Genomic DNA, 18,442 nt, shown 5'->3' on the forward strand with positions numbered 1-18,442 from the left:
GCCTCCCGGCGTCACGCGAATCGCGCCCGGCGAGCACGATGTGGTACTCACGTGTGTGCACCCCGCCCATCCCTCGGAGGAACGACGATGACCACGATCGACGGCACGGCCCGCCACGACCGGCCACGCGACGACGTCCGGGGCGAGGTCGACGACGACCTGCGCGGCGACGTCAGCTTCCTCGGGAACCTGCTCGGGCGGGTGCTCCGCGAGACCGGCGGCGAAGCCCTGTTCGCCGACGTGGAGGCCCTCCGCGCCGCCGTGATCGACGCGTACGAGGGCACGGACGACCGGGCCATCGACCGGGCGCAGGAGATCGTCGAGGGCTTCGACCAGGACCGCGCGGAGCAGGTCGCCCGGGCCTTCACGTGTTACTTCCACCTCAGCAACCTCGCCGAGGAGCACCACCGCGTCCGCGTCCTCCGACGCCGTGGTGACGTGGGGGGCACGCCGGGGGACTCGATCGCGGCGACCCTCGCCGGACTGCGTGACGCACTCGGCGAGGACGAGGCCGCCGCCCGCCTGGCGGCCCTCCGGTTCCACCCGGTGCTCACGGCGCACCCGACCGAGGCCCGACGCCGAGCCGTGGCCACGACGATCCGCCGGATCAGCGACCTGCTCGACGCACGGGACGCCGTCCGGAACGCCGTCGACGGTGCCGAGAACGCCCGCCGCCTGCTCGAGGAGGTCGAGACGCTCTGGCGTACCTCGCCCCTCCGGACCACGCGTCCCACCCCGCTCGACGAGGTCCGCACGGCGATGAGCGTCTTCGACCAGACGCTGTTCGAGATCGTGCCGGCGGTGTACCGGCTGCTCGACGACCGCCTCCTCGGCGACGACGCCGGGCGCCGTCCGGTGGCCGCCCCGGCGTTCATCCGCCTCGGCAGCTGGATCGGCGGCGACCGCGACGGCAACCCCCACGTCACCGCCGAGGTCACGCTCGAGGCGGCCCGGATCCAGTCCGAGCACGTGCTGCTCGGGCTGACCCGCGCCGCGACCCGGATCGCCGACGCGCTGACCCTCGACGACGGCGGCACCCCGCCCACGGCCGACCTCACCGCGCTCGATGACGCCCAGCAGGCGCTCGACGCCGAGGTCGCCGCCCGCATCGCGGTCCGCGCGCCGCAGGAGGTCCACCGCCGCGTGCTCCTGTTCGTCGCGGCCCGCATCGACGCGACCCGGCGCGAGGACGTCCCGCTCGCGTACGCCTCGCCCGAGGACCTGCTCGCCGACCTCCGGACCGTCCAGGGCTCGCTCGCCGCCGCCGGCGCCGAGCGCGCGGCCCACGGCGAGCTCCAGAACCTGATCTGGCAGGTGGAGACCTTCGGCTTCCACCTCGCGGAGCTCGAGGTCCGGCAGCACTCGCAGGTGCATCGAACCGCCCTCGCCGAGGTCCGTGCCGGCGTCGAGCACAGCCCGATGACGGACGAGGTGCTCGCGGTGTTCCGGGCGATCGCGTCCCTGCAGGCGCGGTACGGCGTGCGCGCGGCGTGCCGGTACGTCATCTCGTTCACGCAGTCGTCCGAGGACATCGCCACGGTGTTCGAGCTCGCCGAGGCCGCACTCGGGTCCGCCGAGGCCGCGCCGGTGCTCGACGTCGTCCCGCTCTTCGAGACCTTCGCCGACCTCGACGCGAGCACGCGGATCCTCGACGAGGCCGTCCGCCTGCCCGCGGTCGAACGTCGACTCGCCGCGACCGGGCGCCGGCTCGAGGTGATGCTCGGGTACTCCGACTCGTCGAAGGACGTCGGTCCGGTGTCGGCGACGTTCGCGCTGTACGACGCCCAGGCCCGGATCGCCGCGTGGGCTGCCGACCACGACATCGAGCTGACGCTGTTCCACGGCCGGGGCGGTGCGCTCGGCCGCGGCGGCGGTCCGGCGAACGAAGCCGTGCTCGCGCAGCCGCCGGGGTCGGTCGACGGCCGACTCAAGATCACCGAGCAGGGCGAGGTCATCTTCGCCCAGTACGGCGACAAGACGATCGGCGCGCGGCACCTCGAGCAGATGGCCGCTGCGACCCTGCAGGCGTCCGCGCCCTCGAACGAGTCCGTGACCGCCGCGGCCGCCGATCGCTTCGCGGACGTCGCCGCCACGATGGACCGCGCGTCGCGCGCGGCCTTCTTCGACCTCGTCAAGGCGGACGGGTTCGCGCCGTGGTTCGCCACCGTCACGCCGATGGAGGAGATCGGGCTCCTCGCGCTCGGTTCCCGGCCGGCCCGTCGCGGCTTGTCGGTCGAGTCCCTCGAGGACCTCCGCGCCATCCCGTGGGTGTTCTCGTGGACCCAGGCGCGCATCAACCTGGCCGGCTGGTACGGGCTCGGGTCGGCGCTGGCCGCGGTCGGCGACGTCGACCTGCTCCAGGACGCCTACCGGTCCTGGCCGCTGTTCTCGGCGATGATCAAGAACGTCGAGATGTCCCTGGCGAAGACCGACGAGGCGATCGCGAACCGGTACCTCGCGCTCGGCGACCGTCCGGACCTCGCCCGCATGGTCCTCGACGAGATGGCTCTGACGCGCGCCTGGGTGCTCCGGACGAGCGGCTCGTCGGACGTCCTCGAGGACCGGCCCGTCCTGAGCCGCGCCGTCCGCCTGCGGAGCCCGTACGTCGACGCCCTGTCGCTCCTGCAACTCCGGGCGCTCCGTGGCATCCGGACCGCGAATGACGGCGACCCGCAGGACGCCGACCACCGACTGCTGCTCCTCACCGTGAACGGCGTGGCCGCCGGTCTGCAGAACACGGGTTGATCCCGTCGTCCCGACGGCGGACGGGAGGCACGGGGGATCGCGGTCCCCGTGCCTCCCGTCGTCTCCGTGGAGGCGTCCCTCCCGGGCGGGATCAGACGCCGACGGTGATCGCGCTGGTCGGCACGGCGGTCGCGGCGGTCGCGACGGGTTCACGCCGGAGCGCCACGACCGTGACGTCGTCGTCGTGCCCGGCGGTGCGGGCCATCGCGACGAGGGCCTCGACCACGGCGCCCGGCCGCGGATCCCGGCGGGCGATCGCGGCGACCTGGTCGATCGTGTCGAGTCCACCGCCGAACAGGTCGAGCACGCCGTCGCTGAAGGTGACGAGGACGTCCCCCGGCGCGATGGCGATCTCCATCGTCTGCCAGGCGTCGTCGATCCCGAGACCGATCGGCAGGTGCGCGGTGGTCAGGCGCTCGTGGGTCCCGTCCTCTCGGACGACGATCGACAGGCCGTGTCCGGCGTCCGCCCAGCGGAGGACGTCCCCGCTGAACCGGGCGTGGAAGAGCGTCGTGAAGGCCGTCGACTCGCCTCGGTCCGCGACGTCGGTCGAGAGCCCTTCCGAGGCACGCACGATCGCGGCCGCGGGGTCGGGATCACGCCGGGAGCTGCGGACCACGGCCCGCACGGCCGCGGCGATGAGCCCGGCGCCGACGCCCTTGCCCATGACGTCGCCGAGGGTGATCGCGATGCCCTCGTCGGTGCGGTACCAGTCGAAGAAGTCGCCGCCGACCGTGGCCGAGGGCAGACAGGTCCCGGCGACGGAGTAGCCGGGCAGCGAGCAGAGGGGTTGGGGGAGGAGCGAGCGTTGCACCGCGGCGGCGCGGTCGATCTCGTCCGTGACGGCTGCCTCGCGCTCAGCGGCGAGGCGCAGCTGCGTCGCGTGCTGCCGGGCGAACTCGTTGACGACGAGCGCCACGGTCGTGTAGACGACGAGCACGACGACGAGGCGGATGAGCTCGGTGACCCGGCCGCTGCCGCTGATCCCGAAGACGAACGGCGTGAGGATCACGACCGCCGTGCCGAGCATCGCGTAGAGGACGTGCCGTCGGCCGTCGGTGGCGGCGAACCACACGACGGGCAGGACCACGAGGGCGGTGAAGATCGACGCCGACGAGCCCGTCGCCCATCGGAGGACGCCGAGCGCCACGAAGTCGACCGCGGGCACGAGGAGCGCGAGGGCACCGAGCCGCTCGCTGCGCGCGGTCACCACGCTCGCCCAGAGCGTGGCGATCGCGGTGAGCACCAGGCTCACCGCGAGTCCGGTGTGGTCCGACACGGCGAGCTGCGGGACGGCGACCGAGAGCACCGCCGCCAGGGCGACCAGCACCGCGATCGGTGCCTGCTTGAGGAACGGTGTCACCGAGTACCGGTGGATGAACCGACGCACGCTGGTCATGGGGGGTGCCTCCGGTCCGCGTCCACGAGAGTGATCGTGACGACGATAGGTGCCGCGGCTCCCGCTTCCCACCCCCAGAACGGGCACGGCGGCGGATGGGCGCCACGCCGGAGCGGGTCGCCGCTGCATGGTCGTCGGCGTGCATGCGCCGCCCGGGACACGGGCGACGTCATGGGTGCGGAGTAGACCGGTGCCATGACCGACAGCTCGAAGGACCCGCAGCTCGTTCCGCTCGCCGGCAGCGAGCGTCCGTCCGCCCCCGGCGTCCGCGCCGCGGCGGCCCTCCCGCCCGACTCCCCGGTCCAGGCGACCGTGGTGGTGCGGCGCGCGAACCCCGTCGCGCCGCTCGACGGCACCGCCGTCCCGATGGACCGCGCCGCGTTCGTCAGTGCGCACGGGGCGACCGAGGCCGACCTCGACCTCGTCCGCACCACGCTGGAGGCCCTCGACCTGACCGTCCTCAGCGCCGACCCCGCCACGCGTCACGTGCGCGTCGAGGGGACGACCGCGGCGATGGGCCGGGCGTTCGGCACGGACCTCGAGACCGTCACGAGCGACGCGCCCGGCGGTGGCAGTGCCCAGCACCGGCACCGGTCGGGGGGCCTGAGCGTCCCCGCGGCACTCGACGGCGTCGTCGTGGCGGTGCTCGGCCTCGACGACCGCCCGCAGGCGCGGACGCAGTTCCGTTCCGTGCCCGCCGCCGCCCGCGCGACCAGCTACTCGCCCGTCGAGCTCGGCACCGCGTACGCGTTCCCGCCCGACACCGACGGCTCCGGCCAGACGGTGGCGATCATCGAACTCGGCGGGGGGTACGTGCAGTCCGACCTCGACACCTACTTCTCCGGTCTCGGCGTGGGCTCCCCGTCGGTGACCGCCGTGGGTGTCGACGGCGCCGAGAACGTCCCGGGTGGGGATCCGAACGGCGCGGACGGCGAGGTCATGCTCGACGTCGAGGTGGTGGGGGCGCTGGCTCCCGGAGCGGCGATCGTCGTGTACTTCGCCCCGAACACCGACGCCGGCTTCGTCGACGCCGTGGCCACCGCGGCGCACGCGACCCCGACCCCGACGGCCATGAGCATCAGCTGGGGACAGAGCGAGGACGCCTGGACCGCCCAGGCCCGCTCCGCGCTCGACGACGCCGTGGTCGACGCGGTGTCCCTCGGGGTCACCGTGACCGCGGCCGCGGGCGACAACGGCAGCACCGACGGGCAGTCGGACGGCGGGCAGCACGTGGACTTCCCGGCGTCGAGCCCGCACGTCCTCGCCTGTGGCGGGACCCGGCTCGAGGCCTCGGGCACGACGATCACCTCCGAGACCGTGTGGAACGACGGCGCGAGCGGTGGCGCCACGGGCGGCGGGGTCAGCGATGCGTTCCCGCTGCCGACCTGGCAGCAGGGCGTCGGCGTGCCGGGCACCGCCGGGTCATCGGGCGGCCGAGGCGTCCCCGACGTCGCCGCGGTCGCCGATCCCCAGACCGGGTACGAGGTCCTCGTCGACGGCAACCGCACCGTCATCGGCGGCACGAGCGCGGTCGCTCCGCTGTGGGCCGCGCTGATCGCCCGGATCGTCCAGTCGACCGGGCGGCCGCTCGGGCTCGCGCAGCCGGTGCTGTACAGCGCGGCGTCGACCTTCCGCGACGTCACGTCGGGGTCGAACGGCGCCTTCGCGGCGGCTCCCGGGTGGGACGCCTGCACCGGGCTCGGCTCCCCGGACGGCGCTGCACTGCTCGGAGCCGTGGCCGCGGGCAGCGGTAGCGCTGGCAGGTGACGTCTCCGGACGACACCGCGGCCCCGCTCGGAACGCGACACACCGCCGATCATCCGGGTTCCTCCGCTCCTCCTGCCTACGATTCGGCCATGGAGACCCAGTCCGGAGCACGTCCCGCCCTCGTCGACCCGTTCGGCCGCGAGGTCGAGGCGTGGCTCCGGGACGTGCCGGCGGTCCACGCCCCCTACGTCCCGGACCTCGTCGTGCCGCCGGTGACCGGGCCCGTCGCACTCCCCACCGAGACCGACACGGCGGCCGCTCCGGACGCGGGCGGCACGGACGCGGGCGGTCCGGAGACGGCGGCCGAACCCGTCGCCGCTGCGGCCGTCGTCGCCGAGCCCGTGCGGGCACTCGACGTCGCTCCGATGGACGACCCGGCACCCGCCACGCTCGTGGACCCCGCGCCCGCCGCCTTCCGCCGTGATCGCGGACGGCACGCCTCCGCCTGCGCCCCGACGTTCCCCGAGCCCCCGGCCCGGATCTCGCTCCGGATCGGGGACCTCGCCGTCGAGCTCGCGACCGCGACCGGCCGGAGCACCGTGGAGCGCATCTCCCTGCTCGAGGAAGAACTGCGCCGCCGCGACGAGGACCGCGCGCGCTTCGCCGCATGGGAGGCCCGGATCGCCCGGTCCTCCGACCCCGAGGTAGCCGCCGCCCGGGCCTGGGCCACCGAGGTCTTCGCGGACCTCCTCGCCGCCGCCGTGGTCACTCGACCAGCCCGGACCGCCGTCTCGACCGGGGCCACCACCACGCCGGCCCGTGGCGACACACTCCCCGCCCTGCAGTCCGTCCTCGCCGACGCGCTCGACCGCGAGGACCTCGACGTCGAGTCCGCCAGCGCGCCGGTCGCTCCGGTGGCCGCGGTGACGCGTCCGACGCCGCTCGTGCCGCCCGCCACGGGCCCGAGCGCGATCGACCACGAGGCCTTCGTCGCCGCGTTGCGCGCCCACACGGGTGCCGACGCCGGTGCGGCGACCGCGTTCCCGCTCGGTCCGGTCCGGTCCGGGTCCGCCGCCGCGGTCGAGGCATCGGCCGAGCCGCTCGCGGGCACCGACACCGAGGAGCACCGTTCCGACGTGGCGGCACCGGGGGAGCCCGTGCCGTCCGACGTCGCGGCGACCACGCCGAGCTGGTGGGCACGCGTCGTCGCCCGCGTGCTGCGGGTCCTCCGCCGCGCCTGACGTGCCGCTCGGGGCTGTCCTGCCGCTGGGGGCTGTCCTGCCGCTCGGGGCCGACGGCCCTCGGTAGACTGGGCCGATGCCGACCCTCCGCGCCGTCCTCGCCGCCGCCGAGGCCCTCTGGCCCGCCGACGGCGCCGAGTCGTGGGACGCCGTCGGACTCGTGTCGGGCGACCCCGATGCCGAGGTCCGTCACGTGCACCTCACCGTCGACGCCGTTCCCGAGGTCGCGCGAGAGGCCGTCGCGCTCGGCGCCGATCTGCTCGTCGCGCACCACCCGTTGCTCCTGCGTGGTGTGACCACGATCGCCGAGACCACGTACAAGGGGTCGGTCCTCGCCACCCTCGTGCGCGGCGGCTGCGCGCTCCTCGCCGCGCACACGAACGCCGACGTCGTGACGACCGGGACCTCCGCGGTGCTCGCCGACCGCCTCGGTCTCGTCAAGCAGCGCCCGATCGAACCGGGCGCCCGACCGGGGACCGGGATCGGCCGGGTTGGCGTCCTCGCCGCCCCGATGACGCTCGGGGCGCTCGCGCGGCACCTCGTCGACGTCCTGCCCGCGACGGCGTCGGGTGTCCGCGTGTCGGGCGAGCACGACCGCCCGGTCCGGACCGTCGCGCTCTGCGCGGGTGCCGGCGACTCCCTGCTCGGTGCTCCCGAGGTCCTCGCCGCCGACGTCTACGTCACGAGCGACCTCCGGCACCATCCCGCGTCGGAGTTCCGGGAGCGCGCGATGCTGTCGGACGGTCCGGCACTCGTCGACACGTCGCACTGGGCCACGGAGTGGCTCTGGCTCGACGTCGCCGCCGCGCAGCTCGCCGACGCCACGGGCGTCCGGGTGACCGTGAGCGACATCCGAACCGACCCCTGGGACTTCGCCGTCCTCCCGTCGTCCGCCCCGCATGCCGACGGGACCGACGAGGGGCCCCAGCCGACCGACCCGGAAGGAGCCGCCGCGTGAAGGCAGCCCCGGAGGCACAACTCCTCCTCCTCGATCTCCAGCGCATCGACAACGACGTGACCCGCATCGGCCACCGCATCACCGGACTCCGCAAGGGGGAGCACCTCGCGGAGCTCGGGCGGCGTGCGGCGGTGCTCCGCAGCGACCTCGCCGCGGCGACCGGCAGCGTGGAGGACGCCGAGCGCGAGCTCGCACGCCTCGAGTCCGACACCGCGACGGCACAGGCCCGGATCGACCGCGACACCACCTTGCTCCAGGCGGCGAAGAACGCGAAGGACGCCGCCGGGCTCGAGAGCGAACTCGCCAGCCTCACCCGCCGCATCAACGACCTCGAGACCACGGAGCTCGAGGTCATGGAACGGCTCGAGGTCGCGCAGGCCCGCCTCGGCGACGTCCAGGCGCAGCTCGCCGAGATCGACGGCGAGCACGACCGGCTGCTCCACGAGCGGGAGGCCCAGGTGGCCTCGCTCGAGCAGGACCTCGGTCACGTACGGGCGAACCGCGAGACCGTCGCCGCGCGCGTCCCCGCGGACCTCCTCGCGCTGTACGAGCGGCAGCGGGCGCGGTACGGCTTCGGCGCGAGTCTGCTCCAGGGTGGGGTCTCGACCGCGTCCGGTGTGTCGCTCACGGCCTCGGACCTCCAGACCGTCCGCGCGGCCGCGCCGGACGAGGTCCTGCTCTGCCCGGACAGTGACGCGATCCTCGTGCGGACGGCCGAGTCCGGGCTCTGACCACCCGGTGCGATCGCCGCGGTGGCCGCGCTGAGGGCCGTCCGAGCGGCGACGACTGCGATCTCGGCGATCGGGCCGGTAGGGTGGACGCGCGAATGGGTCGGTGAGACGGTCGCGTCACCCCTCGGGGTGCCGAGGAACGTCCGGGCTCCACAGAGCAGGGCGGTGGGCAACACCCACCCGGGGCAACCCGCGAGACAGTGCCACAGAGAACAGACCGCCGTCGGGGCGACCCGGCGGTGAGGGTGAAACGGTGGTGTAAGAGACCACCAGGGATCCGGGTGACCGGATCTGCTCGGTAAACCTCGCCCGGAGCAAGGTCAGACAGAGGACGACGAAGCTGCTCGCTGAGTCCTCGGGTGGACCGCTGGAGGCCGACGGCGACGTCGGTCCGAGATAGATGGCCGTCACCGCCGCGCGAGCGGCGGGACAGAACCCGGCGTACGGCCGGCCCATTCGCACCGACGTCGTCAACGGCCGACGAACCGGTACCTTCCGGTTGAACACCGGCATGCCGCGGTTCCGCCGGAACCAACCGGTTCAACGGGGCGGGATGCGGCAGGACCGACGGACGGGAGGGGCGGTGCCAGGCGGCGTCGCCCCTCCCGACCGTCACTCCTTGCTGTCCGCCGCCAGCTTCGCGGCCCCGATGATCCCCGCGTTGTTGCGGAGCGTCGCGGGGATGATCTTCGCCTGGAGGTCGAGCAGGGGCAGGAACTCCTCGTGCTGCTTCGAGATGCCGCCGCCGACGACGAACAGCTCGGGGGACAGGTACGCCTCGAGGTGGGAGTAGTACTTCTGCAGGCGCTTGGCCCAGTGTTTCCAGGAGAGGTCGTCGCGCTCCTTCGCCGCGTACGACGCCTTCGTCTCGTAGTCGACCCCGTCGATCTCGATGTGGCCGAGCTCGGCGTTGACGATGAGCACCCCGTCGTTGATGAGGGCCGTGCCGATGCCGGTGCCGAGCGTCGTCATGATGACGAGGCCGTCGACGCCCTTCGCCGCACCGAACTGCTGCTCGGCGAACCCCGCCGCGTCGGCGTCGTTGACGAAGTGGATCTGCCGCCCGAGCCGCTTCTCGAACAGGTCCTCTGCCGGGAAGCCGATCCACTTCTTCGACACGTTGGCCGCGGACATGGTCCGGCCGTCCTTCACCACGGCGGGGAAGCAGATGCCGATCGGCTCGTCGTTCGTCATGCCGAGCTCGTTGATGATCTCGACGACGACCTCGGCGATGTCGTCCGGCTTGCCGCCCTCGGGCGTGGCCTTCTTGATCCGGTCGCTCGTGAGCGCGCCGGACTCGACGTCGACGATCGCGCCCTTGATGCCGGTTCCGCCGATGTCGACGCCGACCGCGAGTTGTGCCATGGGGGGAGTGCCTTCCGGTGCTGGTGGGTTCAGGAAACGGTGAGGAGCTCGGCGCCGCGTTCGGTGACGACGAGGGTCTGTTCGAACTGTGCCGTCCAGGACTTGTCGCGGGTCGAGACCGTCCAGTCGTCCGGCCAGATGTCCGCGTCGATGCCACCGAGGGTGAGCATCGGTTCGATCGTGAACACCATGCCCGGCTCGATGACGGTGTCGTACTGCGGGGCGTCGTAGTGGGGGATGATGAGCCCGGAGTGGAACGCCCGCCCGACGCCGTGGCCGGTGTAGTCACGGACGACGCCGTACCCGAACCGCTTGGCGTAGGACTCGATCGCCCGCCCGATGACGTTCACCTGGCGTCCGGGAGCGACGGCGCGGATGCCACGGCGCATGGCTTCCTCGGTCCGCGTGACGAGGTCCTGGACCTCCTGGCTCGCGGTGCCGACGACGAAGGTCCGGTTCGTGTCCCCGTGGACGCCGTCCTTGTACGCCGTGATGTCGATGTTCACGATGTCGCCGTCCTGCAGCACCGTGTCGTCCGGGATGCCGTGGCAGATGACCTCGTTGACGCTGGAGCAGAGCGACTTCGGGAACCCGCGGTAGCCGAGCGTCGACGGGTAGGCGCCGCGCGCGACGATGAACTCGTGGCCGACCCGGTCGAGTTCGTCGGTGGTCACCCCAGGGCGGATGGCGGCGGCGACCGCGTCGATGGCCTGCGACGCGATGCGGCCCGCGGTCCGGATCCGCTCGACCTCGTCGGGCGTGTACGTGTCGCCCAGGCCGTGCTCGTGCGGTTCGACGTGGCCCACGTACTCCGGTCGGGCGATGCCCGCGGGGACGGGGCGGGTGGGACTGATGCGGCCGGCAGTGAGGTGTCCGTGTTCGTCCCGGGGCATGCTGCCGAGTCTATCCGGCGGTCACGGGCCCGATCCTCGCGCGTACGCTCGCGGTCATGAGCGACGAACGGATCGAGTCCCAGTTCTGGTTCAACACCACCACGCACCAGGTCGAACAGGGCATGCAGTCCCCGAACCGCGACCGCATCGGGCCCTTCGACACGCGCGAGGAGGCGCAGGCGGCACTCGAGCGTGTCCGTGCGAACAACGCACGGTGGGACCAGGAGGACGCGCAGGGCTGACCGTCCCGCCGCTGCCCCGCCGATGTCCGGTTCGCGCGAGCGGAGGTCCGATGTGCGCAGGACCTCGTCCGGCTCGCGCAGTCCGATCGCGTCGCGACCCCGCCGGACGTAGCGTCGGAACGGGCGGGGAGGCTGACCACGGCGACCCACCGATGCCAGCATCCGGTCCGGTGTCCTCGCTCCGTCGAGAGGAGGCACCAGATGAGCCTGTACGAGTCCCAGTCCGGCGTGGAGCCGGCCCGCATCGCCACCTACCGCCGGCTCCGGCAGCAATGGCGCCGCGGCACGCTGACGAGCAGCGGCGGCCCACGGTACGAGGACTTCTTCAGCGACGACGCGTCGTCGCTGGTCGATCGCTAGCCGACACGAGGAACGGCCCGGCACTCGTGGGGTGCCGGGCCGTTCGTCATCCGGCCGGGAGGCCCGGCCTCAGCGGTACTGCTGCGGCCGGTACGTGATCGGCAGACGACGGTCGCGTCCGAACGCCATGCCCGAGATCTTCGGGCCGATGGCACCCTGCCGGCGCTTCCACTCGGAGCGGTCGACCAGCCGGGTCACCTCGGCCACCGTGTCGGGGTCGTGACCCTCCGCCACGATGTCGGCGGCACCCAGGGCCCGGGTGATGTACCCGTCCAGGATGCTGTCGAGCACCTCGTACGGCGGGAGCGAGTCCTCGTCCTTCTGGTCGGGACGGAGCTCGGCGGATGGCGGTTTGGTGATCGAGTTCTCGGGGATCGGCTCGGTCTCGCCCCGTCCCGCGGCGAACCGGTTGCGCCACGTGGCGAGGTCCCACACGAGGGTCTTGGGGACGTCCTTGATCGGTGCGAAGCCGCCGACCGAGTCACCGTAGATGGTGGAGTACCCGACCGACAGCTCGGTCTTGTTCCCGGTCGTGAGCACCAGGTGACCATCGAGGTTCGACAGCCCCATGAGCACGAGCGCCCGGGCGCGGGCCTGGATGTTCTCCGCGGCGAGCCCGGTCAGGTGGAGCTGGTCCTCGAAGGGGCGTACGAGGTCGGCGATCGCCTCGGTCCGGTAGTGCAGGCCGAGGCGTTCGGCGACGTCGTCGGCGTCCGAGCGGGAGTGCTCCGACGACCACTGCGACGGCATCGAGACGCCGTACACGCGGTCGGGGCCGAGGGCGTCGACCGCGATCGCCGCGCACACCGCCGAGTCGATCCCACCGGACAGGCCGAGGACGACCGAACGGAAGCCGTTCTTCTCGACGTAGTCGCGGGTGCCGAGGACGAGCGCGTTCCAGATCTCCTCGAGGTCGTCACGGGGTTCGGCGACGTCGCGGGGGAGTGCCGGGCGTTGGCCGTCCAGCGCCATGCTCCCGGGGGTGGTGTCCGGGGTGTCGAGTAGGACCCGGTGGACGTCCTCGGTCACGACCGGGTCGGTCGCCGGTGCGGGGTCGAGGTCGACGAGGAGCAGGTGCTCCCGGAACTGCGGGGCGCGGGCGAGGACCGTCCCCGCTTCGTCGACGACGAGGCTGTCCCCGTCGAAGACCAGGTCGTCCTGGCCGCCCACGATGTTGACGTAGGCGACGATCGTGTCGGACTCGGTGGCCCGCCGGGTGACGAGCGGGAGGCGGACCTCGTCCTTGTCCGCGATCCACGGGGAGGCGTTGACGACGAGGAGCAAGCCGGCGTCGGCGGCGAGCACCCGGGCGACCGGACCGCCCTCGCGCCACAGGTCCTCGCAGATGATGATCGCGACGTCGACGTCGGCGATGCGCGCGACCAGCAGGTCCTCGCCCGGGATGAACACCCGGTACTCGTCGAACACCGAGTAGTTCGGCAGGTGGTACTTGGCGGTCGTGGCGACGACCCGCCCGTGCTGGAGCACGCTCGCGCAGTTCTGGGCGATGGCGCTCGGCGCGGTGGTGACGTCCACCGAGCGGGGCTCGAACGGGCCGTCCGGGTGGCCGACGACGACGGCGACGTCCCCGAGGCCCTGGTCGGCGAGCCGGCGTGCGAGGGTCTCCACGGCCTCCCGGGCGGCGCGGAGGAACGACGGGCGCGAGGCGAGGTCCTCGATGGGGTACCCGGAGATCGCCATCTCGCCGAAGGCGACGAGGTCCGCGCCCTGCTCGGCGGCCGATCGCGTGGCCGTGATGATGCCTGCCGCGTTGCGCTCGAACGCCCCGACGACCGGGTTGGTCTGTGCGAGCGCCAAGCGGAGTCGGGGCATGGCCACTACCCTAGTGACGACCATCAGAAAGGGCGTGCATGGACAAGCAGACGGACTTCGTGCTCCGCACCATCGAGGAGCGCGGCATCAAGTTCATCCGACTCTGGTTCACCGACGTCATCGGCACGCTCAAGTCCGTCGCGATCGCCCCCGCCGAGGTCGAGGGTGCGTTCGCCGAGGGCATCGGGTTCGACGGCTCCGCGATCGAGGGCCTCACCCGCTCGTACGAGGCCGACGTGCTCGCGCACCCGGACCCCTCGACGTTCCAGATCCTGCCCTGGCGCGGCGAGGTCGACCCGACCGCCCGCATGTTCTGTGACATCACGACCCCGGACGGGCAGCCCGCGGTGGCCGATCCGCGCAACGTCCTCAAGCGCACGCTCGCACGTGCCGGCGAGCGCGGCTTCACCTTCTACACGCACCCCGAGGTCGAGTTCTACCTGCTCAAGAGCCTGGCGCTCACCGACGGCCGCCCGGAGCCCGTCGACCAGGCCGGGTACTTCGACAACGTGCCCGGCGGCAGTGCCCACGACTTCCGGCGTCGTTCGGTGCGCATGCTCGAGGACCTCGGCATCTCGGTGGAGTTCTCCCACCACGAGGCCGGCCCGGGCCAGAACGAGATCGACCTCCGCTACGCGGACGCCCTGACGACCGCCGACAACATCATGACCTTCCGCACCGTCGTGAAAGAGGTCGCGATCGAGCAGGGCGTGTACGCCACGTTCATGCCGAAGCCGCTGTCGGGTCGGCCGGGTTCCGGCATGCACACGCACGTGTCGCTGTTCGAGGGCGACCAGAACGCCTTCTACGAGCCCGGTGGCGAGTACCAGCTGTCGACGATGGGCCGTCAGTTCATCGCGGGGCTGCTCCGACACGCGCCCGAGATCACCGCCGTCACGAACCAGTTCGTCAACTCGTACAAGCGCCTCTGGGGCGGTGACGAGGCTCCGTCCTTCGTGACGTGGGGGCACAACAACCGCTCGGCCCTCGTCCGCGTGCCCCTGTACAAGCCGAACAAGGGGCAGTCGAGCCGGGTGGAGTACCGGGCGATGGACTCCGCCGCCAACCCCTACCTCGCGTTCTCGCTGCTCCTCGCCGCGGGGCTCAAGGGCATCGAGGAGGGCTACGAGCTCCCCGCGGAGGCCGAGGACAACGTGTGGAGCCTCACGGACGCGGAACGCCGTGCGCTCGGCTACAACCAGTTGCCGGCGAGCCTCGACCACGCGCTGAGCCTCATGGAGGACTCGGAGCTCGTCGCCGAGACACTCGGCGAACAGGTGTTCAACTTCGTGCTGCTCAACAAGCGGCAGGAGTGGAAGGCCTACCGCGACCAGGTGACGCCGTTCGAGCTCGAGACGAACCTCGAGCGGCTCTAGCCGGACCGGACCACGAGCGGGTCCGAGCGCACGGTGCTCCGGACCCGGAACCACCGCCGAGCAGGACCAGGAACCGCATGAGCGACACGACGACGACGACGTCGCGGAGCGTGTTGGCGCGCCTCGGGTTCGCGGACCTCGGGACGGCACAGGAGCGGATCGCGGCCCTCGGCCGTCGGGTTCCCGTCGCCGAGGCCGCGTCGACCTGGGGGGCCACGGCCGACCCCGACGGCGCACTGCTCGCGGTCGAGCGGCTGCTCGACGCCGCGCCGGAGGCCGTCGCCCCCGTGCTCGCCGACCGAGCAGCCACCGAGCGCCTCATCCGCCTCGTCGGGGCGTCGGCGGGGCTGGCGGAGTTCCTCGTCCGTCGGCCCGGGGAGCTCGCCCTGCTGCTCGACCCCGTCGCACCGCCCGACGACGCCGACAGCTACCGGCAGGCGCTCGAGCGGGCGGTCGACGGCGCGGTCGGCGAGGACGCCCGGGTCCGGCTCCGGGTGCGCTACCGCAGCCTCCTGGCCCGCATCGCGCTCCACGACGTCATGCACCCGGACGCGACCGAGGCGTTCCCGGCCGTCGCCGCGGGACTCGCCGACCTCGCTGGCGCCGCCCTCGACGTCGCCGTCGCGATCGCCCGGCGCGAGGTCCCGTTCCCGGAGGGCGACGTCGCCGCGACTCCGCTCGCCGTGATCGGCATGGGCAAGGCCGGCGCCCGCGAGCTCAACTACGTCAGCGACGTCGACGTCATCTTCGTCACCGAGCCCACCGAGGGCGTCGGCACCGACCGCGCGGTCCTCATCGCGACGCGCATCGCGATCGCCGCGACGCACGTCATCACGGATCTCGCAGCGGAACCGCCCCTCTGGGAGGTCGACGCGAACCTCCGCCCCGAGGGCAAGGACGGCGCGCTCGTGCGGACGCTTGACTCGCACGTGGCGTACTACGCCCGGTGGGCCCGCGAGTGGGAGTTCCAGGCACTGCTCAAGGCGCGGCCGATCGCCGGTTCGCGCGACCTCGGCGAGCGGTACGTCGCGGCGGTCGCGCCGTTCGTGTGGGAGTCGTCCGACCGGCCCGGCTTCGTGGAGTCCGTGCAGCGGATGCGCGAACGCGTCACGGCGGCGATCCCGGGCGACCAGGTGGACCGGCAGATCAAGCTCGGACCGGGTGGGCTGCGCGACGTCGAGTTCACGGTGCAACTCCTCCAGCTCGTGCACGGTCGCACGGACCCGACCGTCCGGCAGCGTGCGACGCTCGATGCGATGGCGGCCCTCACCGATGCCGGGTACGTCGGGCGTCCCGAGGCGGCGCGGTTCGGGCCGGACTACGCGTTCCTCCGGGTCCTCGAGCACCGCATCCAGCTCCGGGGGCTGCGTCGCACGCACCTCATGCCCGCCGACGAGTCCGACCTGCGCGTGTTGGCGCGGTCGACCGGGCTCGCGACGAGCGCCGAGCAGTTGCTCACCCGGTGGCGCTCGGTCAAGCGCGAGGTCCGCGGCCTGCACGAGCGGCTGTTCTACCGACCGCTGCTGTCGGCGGTCGCCGCGACGTCGGCGGACGGCATCGTGCTCACGAGCGACCAGGTGCGGCAGCGCCTCGCGGCGATCGGGTTCGTCGACCCGGACGGCGCGTTCGAGCACATCCGCGCGCTCACACAGGGGGTGTCGCGACGGGCGACGATCCAGCGCACGCTCCTCCCGGTCCTCCTGCGGTGGATGGCCGAGGGCCCGGCACCGGACCGCGCCCTGCTCGCGTTCCGACGGCTCAGCGACGCGCTGGGGGAGTCGAACTGGTTCCTCCGCATGCTCCGTGACTCGGACGGCGCCGCCTACAGCCTCACCGTCGTGCTGTCGGAGTCCGCGTTCCTGGCCGGTCTGCTCGAGCGGACGCCCGAGGCCGCACGGTGGCTCGACGACCCCGACGAGCTCCTGCGACCGCGTCCACGTGCCGCGCTCGTCGCCGAGGCCGAGGCGACCGTCGCGCGCCACGCGACGGACGACGTGGGCGCCGCCGCGGTCCTCCGCGCTGCCCGTCGGCGCGAGACGCTCCGGCTCGGCATGGCCGCGGTCATCGGGCGGATCCGGGTCGAGGAACTCGGTGAGGCGCTGACGCACGTGTCCGAGGCCATGCTCACGGGCGCGCTCGAGCTCGCGCGCCGGGGGACCGCGCCGGGGCTCGAGTTCGGCATCGTGGCGATGGGCCGGTTCGGCGGCCGCGAACTCGGCTTCGGCTCCGACGCCGACGTCCTGTACGTGTACCGCGCGGACGGCTGGGACCGCGAGGCCGCCGCACGTGCCGCCCGCCGCATCGTGACGCGCCTCGGGACCTGCACCGAGGACGCCCTGTTCCCATTCGACCTCGACATCGGACTGCGGCCCGAGGGTGGCAACGGCCCGGTCGTCCGGACGCTCGAGTCGTACGCCGCGTACTACGCCCGCTGGTCCCTGACCTGGGAGGCGCAGGCGCTGCTCCGCGCCCGCGGTGCGGTCGGCGACGACGCACTGCTCCGGAACTTCGAGCACCTGGCCGACCTGACGCGGTACCCGGAACACCTCGACGACCGCGAGGTCCGCGAGGTCAAGCGCATCAAGGCGCGCGTGGAGTCGGAACGGCTGCCTCGCGGCGCGGACCCCGCTCGGCACCTCAAGCTCGGGCGGGGATCACTCAGCGACGTCGAGTGGTTCGTACAGCTCCTCCAGCTCCGGCACGCACTCGCGATCCCCGGGCTCCGGACGACATCGACCCTGCGGGCACTGCGCGCCGCCGAGCGCGCCGGGCTGGTCACGACGGACGACGCCGAGCGCCTGGCCGACGCGTGGCTCCTGGCATCGCGGGCCCGCAGCGCGCTGGTGCTCTGGACGGGCCGCACGACCGACGTGCTCCCCGTCGAGCGAGCCCAGCTCGAGGGCGTCGCACGGTTGCTCGGGTACCCGCACGGGTCGGCGTCGCAGCTCGAGGAGGACTACCTCGCGACGACGCGCCGCGCTCGGCAGGTGTTCGAGCGCGAGTTCTACGGAGGACCGGACCGGAGCCCCGTCGAGGGCTGACATTCCTGCGGACGAGAGCCGCCGCGAGAGGGTCGGTGCTCCCGGGCCGGCAGACCACTCGGATCTGCGCCCGACACGCCCGAGATGCAGATCTCGCGGGTGATTCGCCCGACGATCACGGGTGATTTCGTGTTGGCGTGGATCGTCCCCCGACCTGGGAACGGTGTACCCCGGCGCTCAGGGACTGCGCGGCTCCGGCGCGGCGCCGCCCGCGGTTCGACGCAGTGGTCCCGGTCCGGCCCCCGGACGACACCTGTCGAGGACGAAAACAGGCTGTGACCAGGGGATCATGCGAGACGGACCGAAGCGGCGAACGGCCGTTCCGGCGCTGGAACATCGGCTCGATGCGGAACCGTCGGTCCCCCTTCCTGCTGTCGGGCGGACGGCGGACATGTCGGGTAGGGCGAACGACCGACCCCGATGTACCCCGTAACGCGCGTGAAACACCCCCGGACGGGGGCCGCGTTGCGGACTCCGGCACGCTCTGTCAGAAATGAAGCACCCGAACTGACCCTGGTTCCCCGATGGCGCGGAATCCCACCTCGAACGCC

The 18,442-nt window shown here is 72.9% G+C and carries 13 protein-coding genes and 1 other RNA gene; 10 read left to right on the top strand and 4 right to left on the bottom strand.

Annotation, left to right across the window (positions count from 1 at the left end; genetic code table 11):
• Window positions 1-87 precede the first annotated feature (87 nt).
• Window positions 88-2,745 carry a phosphoenolpyruvate carboxylase gene (locus DEI88_RS07155; protein WP_111048558.1) on the top strand — a complete coding sequence of 886 codons (2,658 nt, stop codon included), beginning with the start codon at window positions 88-90 and terminating at the stop codon, window positions 2,743-2,745.
• 91 nt (window positions 2,746-2,836) lie between these two features.
• Here the strand turns inward: DEI88_RS07155 and DEI88_RS07160 are convergent, their stop codons facing one another.
• The gene (locus DEI88_RS07160; protein WP_181439664.1) at window positions 2,837-4,144 is read right to left on the bottom strand and encodes a PP2C family protein-serine/threonine phosphatase; all 1,308 of its coding nucleotides are present in this window, start codon (window positions 4,142-4,144) and stop codon (window positions 2,837-2,839) included.
• Between the two features lie 195 nt (window positions 4,145-4,339).
• On the opposite strand from DEI88_RS07160, the gene DEI88_RS07165 reads away from it, so the two are divergent.
• The 5 genes from DEI88_RS07165 (at window position 4,340) to rnpB (ending at window position 9,241) form a co-directional block, all read left to right on the top strand.
• Window positions 4,340-5,911 (top strand): S53 family peptidase, encoded by a 1,572-nt coding sequence (locus tag DEI88_RS07165; protein WP_111072077.1) that lies wholly within the window; start codon window positions 4,340-4,342, stop codon window positions 5,909-5,911.
• 89 nt (window positions 5,912-6,000) lie between these two features.
• Window positions 6,001-7,092, top strand: coding sequence for a hypothetical protein (locus DEI88_RS07170; RefSeq protein WP_111072078.1), 1,092 nt, complete (start codon window positions 6,001-6,003; stop codon window positions 7,090-7,092).
• A 76-nt stretch (window positions 7,093-7,168) separates the two neighbouring features.
• A complete protein-coding gene (locus DEI88_RS07175; protein ID WP_111072079.1) occupies window positions 7,169-8,050 on the top strand; it encodes a Nif3-like dinuclear metal center hexameric protein in 882 nt (293 codons plus the stop codon).
• Window positions 8,047-8,781, top strand: a complete 735-nt coding sequence (locus tag DEI88_RS07180) for a zinc ribbon domain-containing protein (RefSeq protein ID WP_111008777.1) — start codon at window positions 8,047-8,049, stop codon at window positions 8,779-8,781. Before DEI88_RS07175 ends, DEI88_RS07180 begins: the two co-directional genes overlap by 4 nt.
• Window positions 8,782-8,876: 95 nt before the next feature.
• Window positions 8,877-9,241: RNase P RNA component class A (rnpB, locus tag DEI88_RS07185), an RNA gene on the top strand.
• A gap of 152 nt (window positions 9,242-9,393) precedes the next feature.
• On the opposite strand, the gene ppgK is transcribed toward rnpB, so the two are convergent.
• Both ppgK and map read right to left on the bottom strand, forming a co-directional pair.
• Window positions 9,394-10,146: a polyphosphate--glucose phosphotransferase gene (gene ppgK, locus DEI88_RS07190; protein ID WP_111072080.1), complete on the bottom strand. Its 753-nt coding sequence runs from the start codon at window positions 10,144-10,146 to the stop codon at window positions 9,394-9,396.
• A gap of 29 nt (window positions 10,147-10,175) precedes the next feature.
• Window positions 10,176-11,039 (bottom strand): type I methionyl aminopeptidase, encoded by an 864-nt coding sequence (gene map / locus DEI88_RS07195; protein ID WP_111072081.1) that lies wholly within the window; start codon window positions 11,037-11,039, stop codon window positions 10,176-10,178.
• Window positions 11,040-11,095: 56 nt separating this feature from the next.
• Here map and DEI88_RS07200 point away from each other — a divergent pair, with 56 nt between their 5' ends.
• Both DEI88_RS07200 and DEI88_RS07205 read left to right on the top strand, forming a co-directional pair.
• On the top strand, window positions 11,096-11,281 hold the full coding sequence (locus DEI88_RS07200) for an SPOR domain-containing protein (protein WP_111012513.1): 186 nt from the start codon (window positions 11,096-11,098) through the stop codon (window positions 11,279-11,281).
• Between the two features lie 201 nt (window positions 11,282-11,482).
• Entirely contained in the window at window positions 11,483-11,641 is a 159-nt protein-coding gene (locus DEI88_RS07205; RefSeq protein WP_181434642.1) for a hypothetical protein, read from the top strand.
• Window positions 11,642-11,710: 69 nt separating this feature from the next.
• On the opposite strand, the gene DEI88_RS07210 is transcribed toward DEI88_RS07205, so the two are convergent.
• Entirely contained in the window at window positions 11,711-13,474 is a 1,764-nt protein-coding gene (locus DEI88_RS07210) for an NAD+ synthase (RefSeq protein ID WP_111072082.1), read from the bottom strand.
• Window positions 13,475-13,512: 38 nt separating this feature from the next.
• Between DEI88_RS07210 and DEI88_RS07215 the strand changes: the two genes are divergently transcribed.
• Together DEI88_RS07215 and DEI88_RS07220 are read left to right on the top strand one after the other, a co-directional pair.
• On the top strand, window positions 13,513-14,850 hold the full coding sequence (locus tag DEI88_RS07215; RefSeq protein WP_111008781.1) for a glutamine synthetase family protein: 1,338 nt from the start codon (window positions 13,513-13,515) through the stop codon (window positions 14,848-14,850).
• Between the two features lie 77 nt (window positions 14,851-14,927).
• A complete protein-coding gene (locus tag DEI88_RS07220; RefSeq protein WP_111072083.1) occupies window positions 14,928-17,891 on the top strand; it encodes a bifunctional [glutamine synthetase] adenylyltransferase/[glutamine synthetase]-adenylyl-L-tyrosine phosphorylase in 2,964 nt (987 codons plus the stop codon).
• Window positions 17,892-18,442 lie beyond the last annotated feature (551 nt).

This window comes from Curtobacterium sp. MCBD17_003 (genome assembly GCF_003234885.2).
Lineage (GTDB): Bacteria > Actinomycetota > Actinomycetes > Actinomycetales > Microbacteriaceae > Curtobacterium.

Excerpts from the sequence above, each read along its gene's own strand:
- DEI88_RS07155 (WP_111048558.1), top strand. The coding sequence starts at position 88 with ATGACCACGATCGACGGCACGGCCCGCCACGACCGGCCACGCGACGAC.
- DEI88_RS07160 (WP_181439664.1), bottom strand. The coding sequence starts at position 4,144 with ATGACCAGCGTGCGTCGGTTCATCCACCGGTACTCGGTGACACCGTTC.
- DEI88_RS07165 (WP_111072077.1), top strand. The coding sequence starts at position 4,340 with ATGACCGACAGCTCGAAGGACCCGCAGCTCGTTCCGCTCGCCGGCAGC.
- DEI88_RS07170 (WP_111072078.1), top strand. The coding sequence starts at position 6,001 with ATGGAGACCCAGTCCGGAGCACGTCCCGCCCTCGTCGACCCGTTCGGC.
- DEI88_RS07175 (WP_111072079.1), top strand. The coding sequence starts at position 7,169 with ATGCCGACCCTCCGCGCCGTCCTCGCCGCCGCCGAGGCCCTCTGGCCC.
- ppgK (WP_111072080.1), bottom strand. The coding sequence starts at position 10,146 with ATGGCACAACTCGCGGTCGGCGTCGACATCGGCGGAACCGGCATCAAG.
- map (WP_111072081.1), bottom strand. The coding sequence starts at position 11,039 with ATGCCCCGGGACGAACACGGACACCTCACTGCCGGCCGCATCAGTCCC.
- DEI88_RS07200 (WP_111012513.1), top strand. The coding sequence starts at position 11,096 with ATGAGCGACGAACGGATCGAGTCCCAGTTCTGGTTCAACACCACCACG.
- DEI88_RS07205 (WP_181434642.1), top strand. The coding sequence starts at position 11,483 with ATGAGCCTGTACGAGTCCCAGTCCGGCGTGGAGCCGGCCCGCATCGCC.
- DEI88_RS07210 (WP_111072082.1), bottom strand. The coding sequence starts at position 13,474 with ATGCCCCGACTCCGCTTGGCGCTCGCACAGACCAACCCGGTCGTCGGG.
- DEI88_RS07215 (WP_111008781.1), top strand. The coding sequence starts at position 13,513 with ATGGACAAGCAGACGGACTTCGTGCTCCGCACCATCGAGGAGCGCGGC.
- DEI88_RS07220 (WP_111072083.1), top strand. The coding sequence starts at position 14,928 with ATGAGCGACACGACGACGACGACGTCGCGGAGCGTGTTGGCGCGCCTC.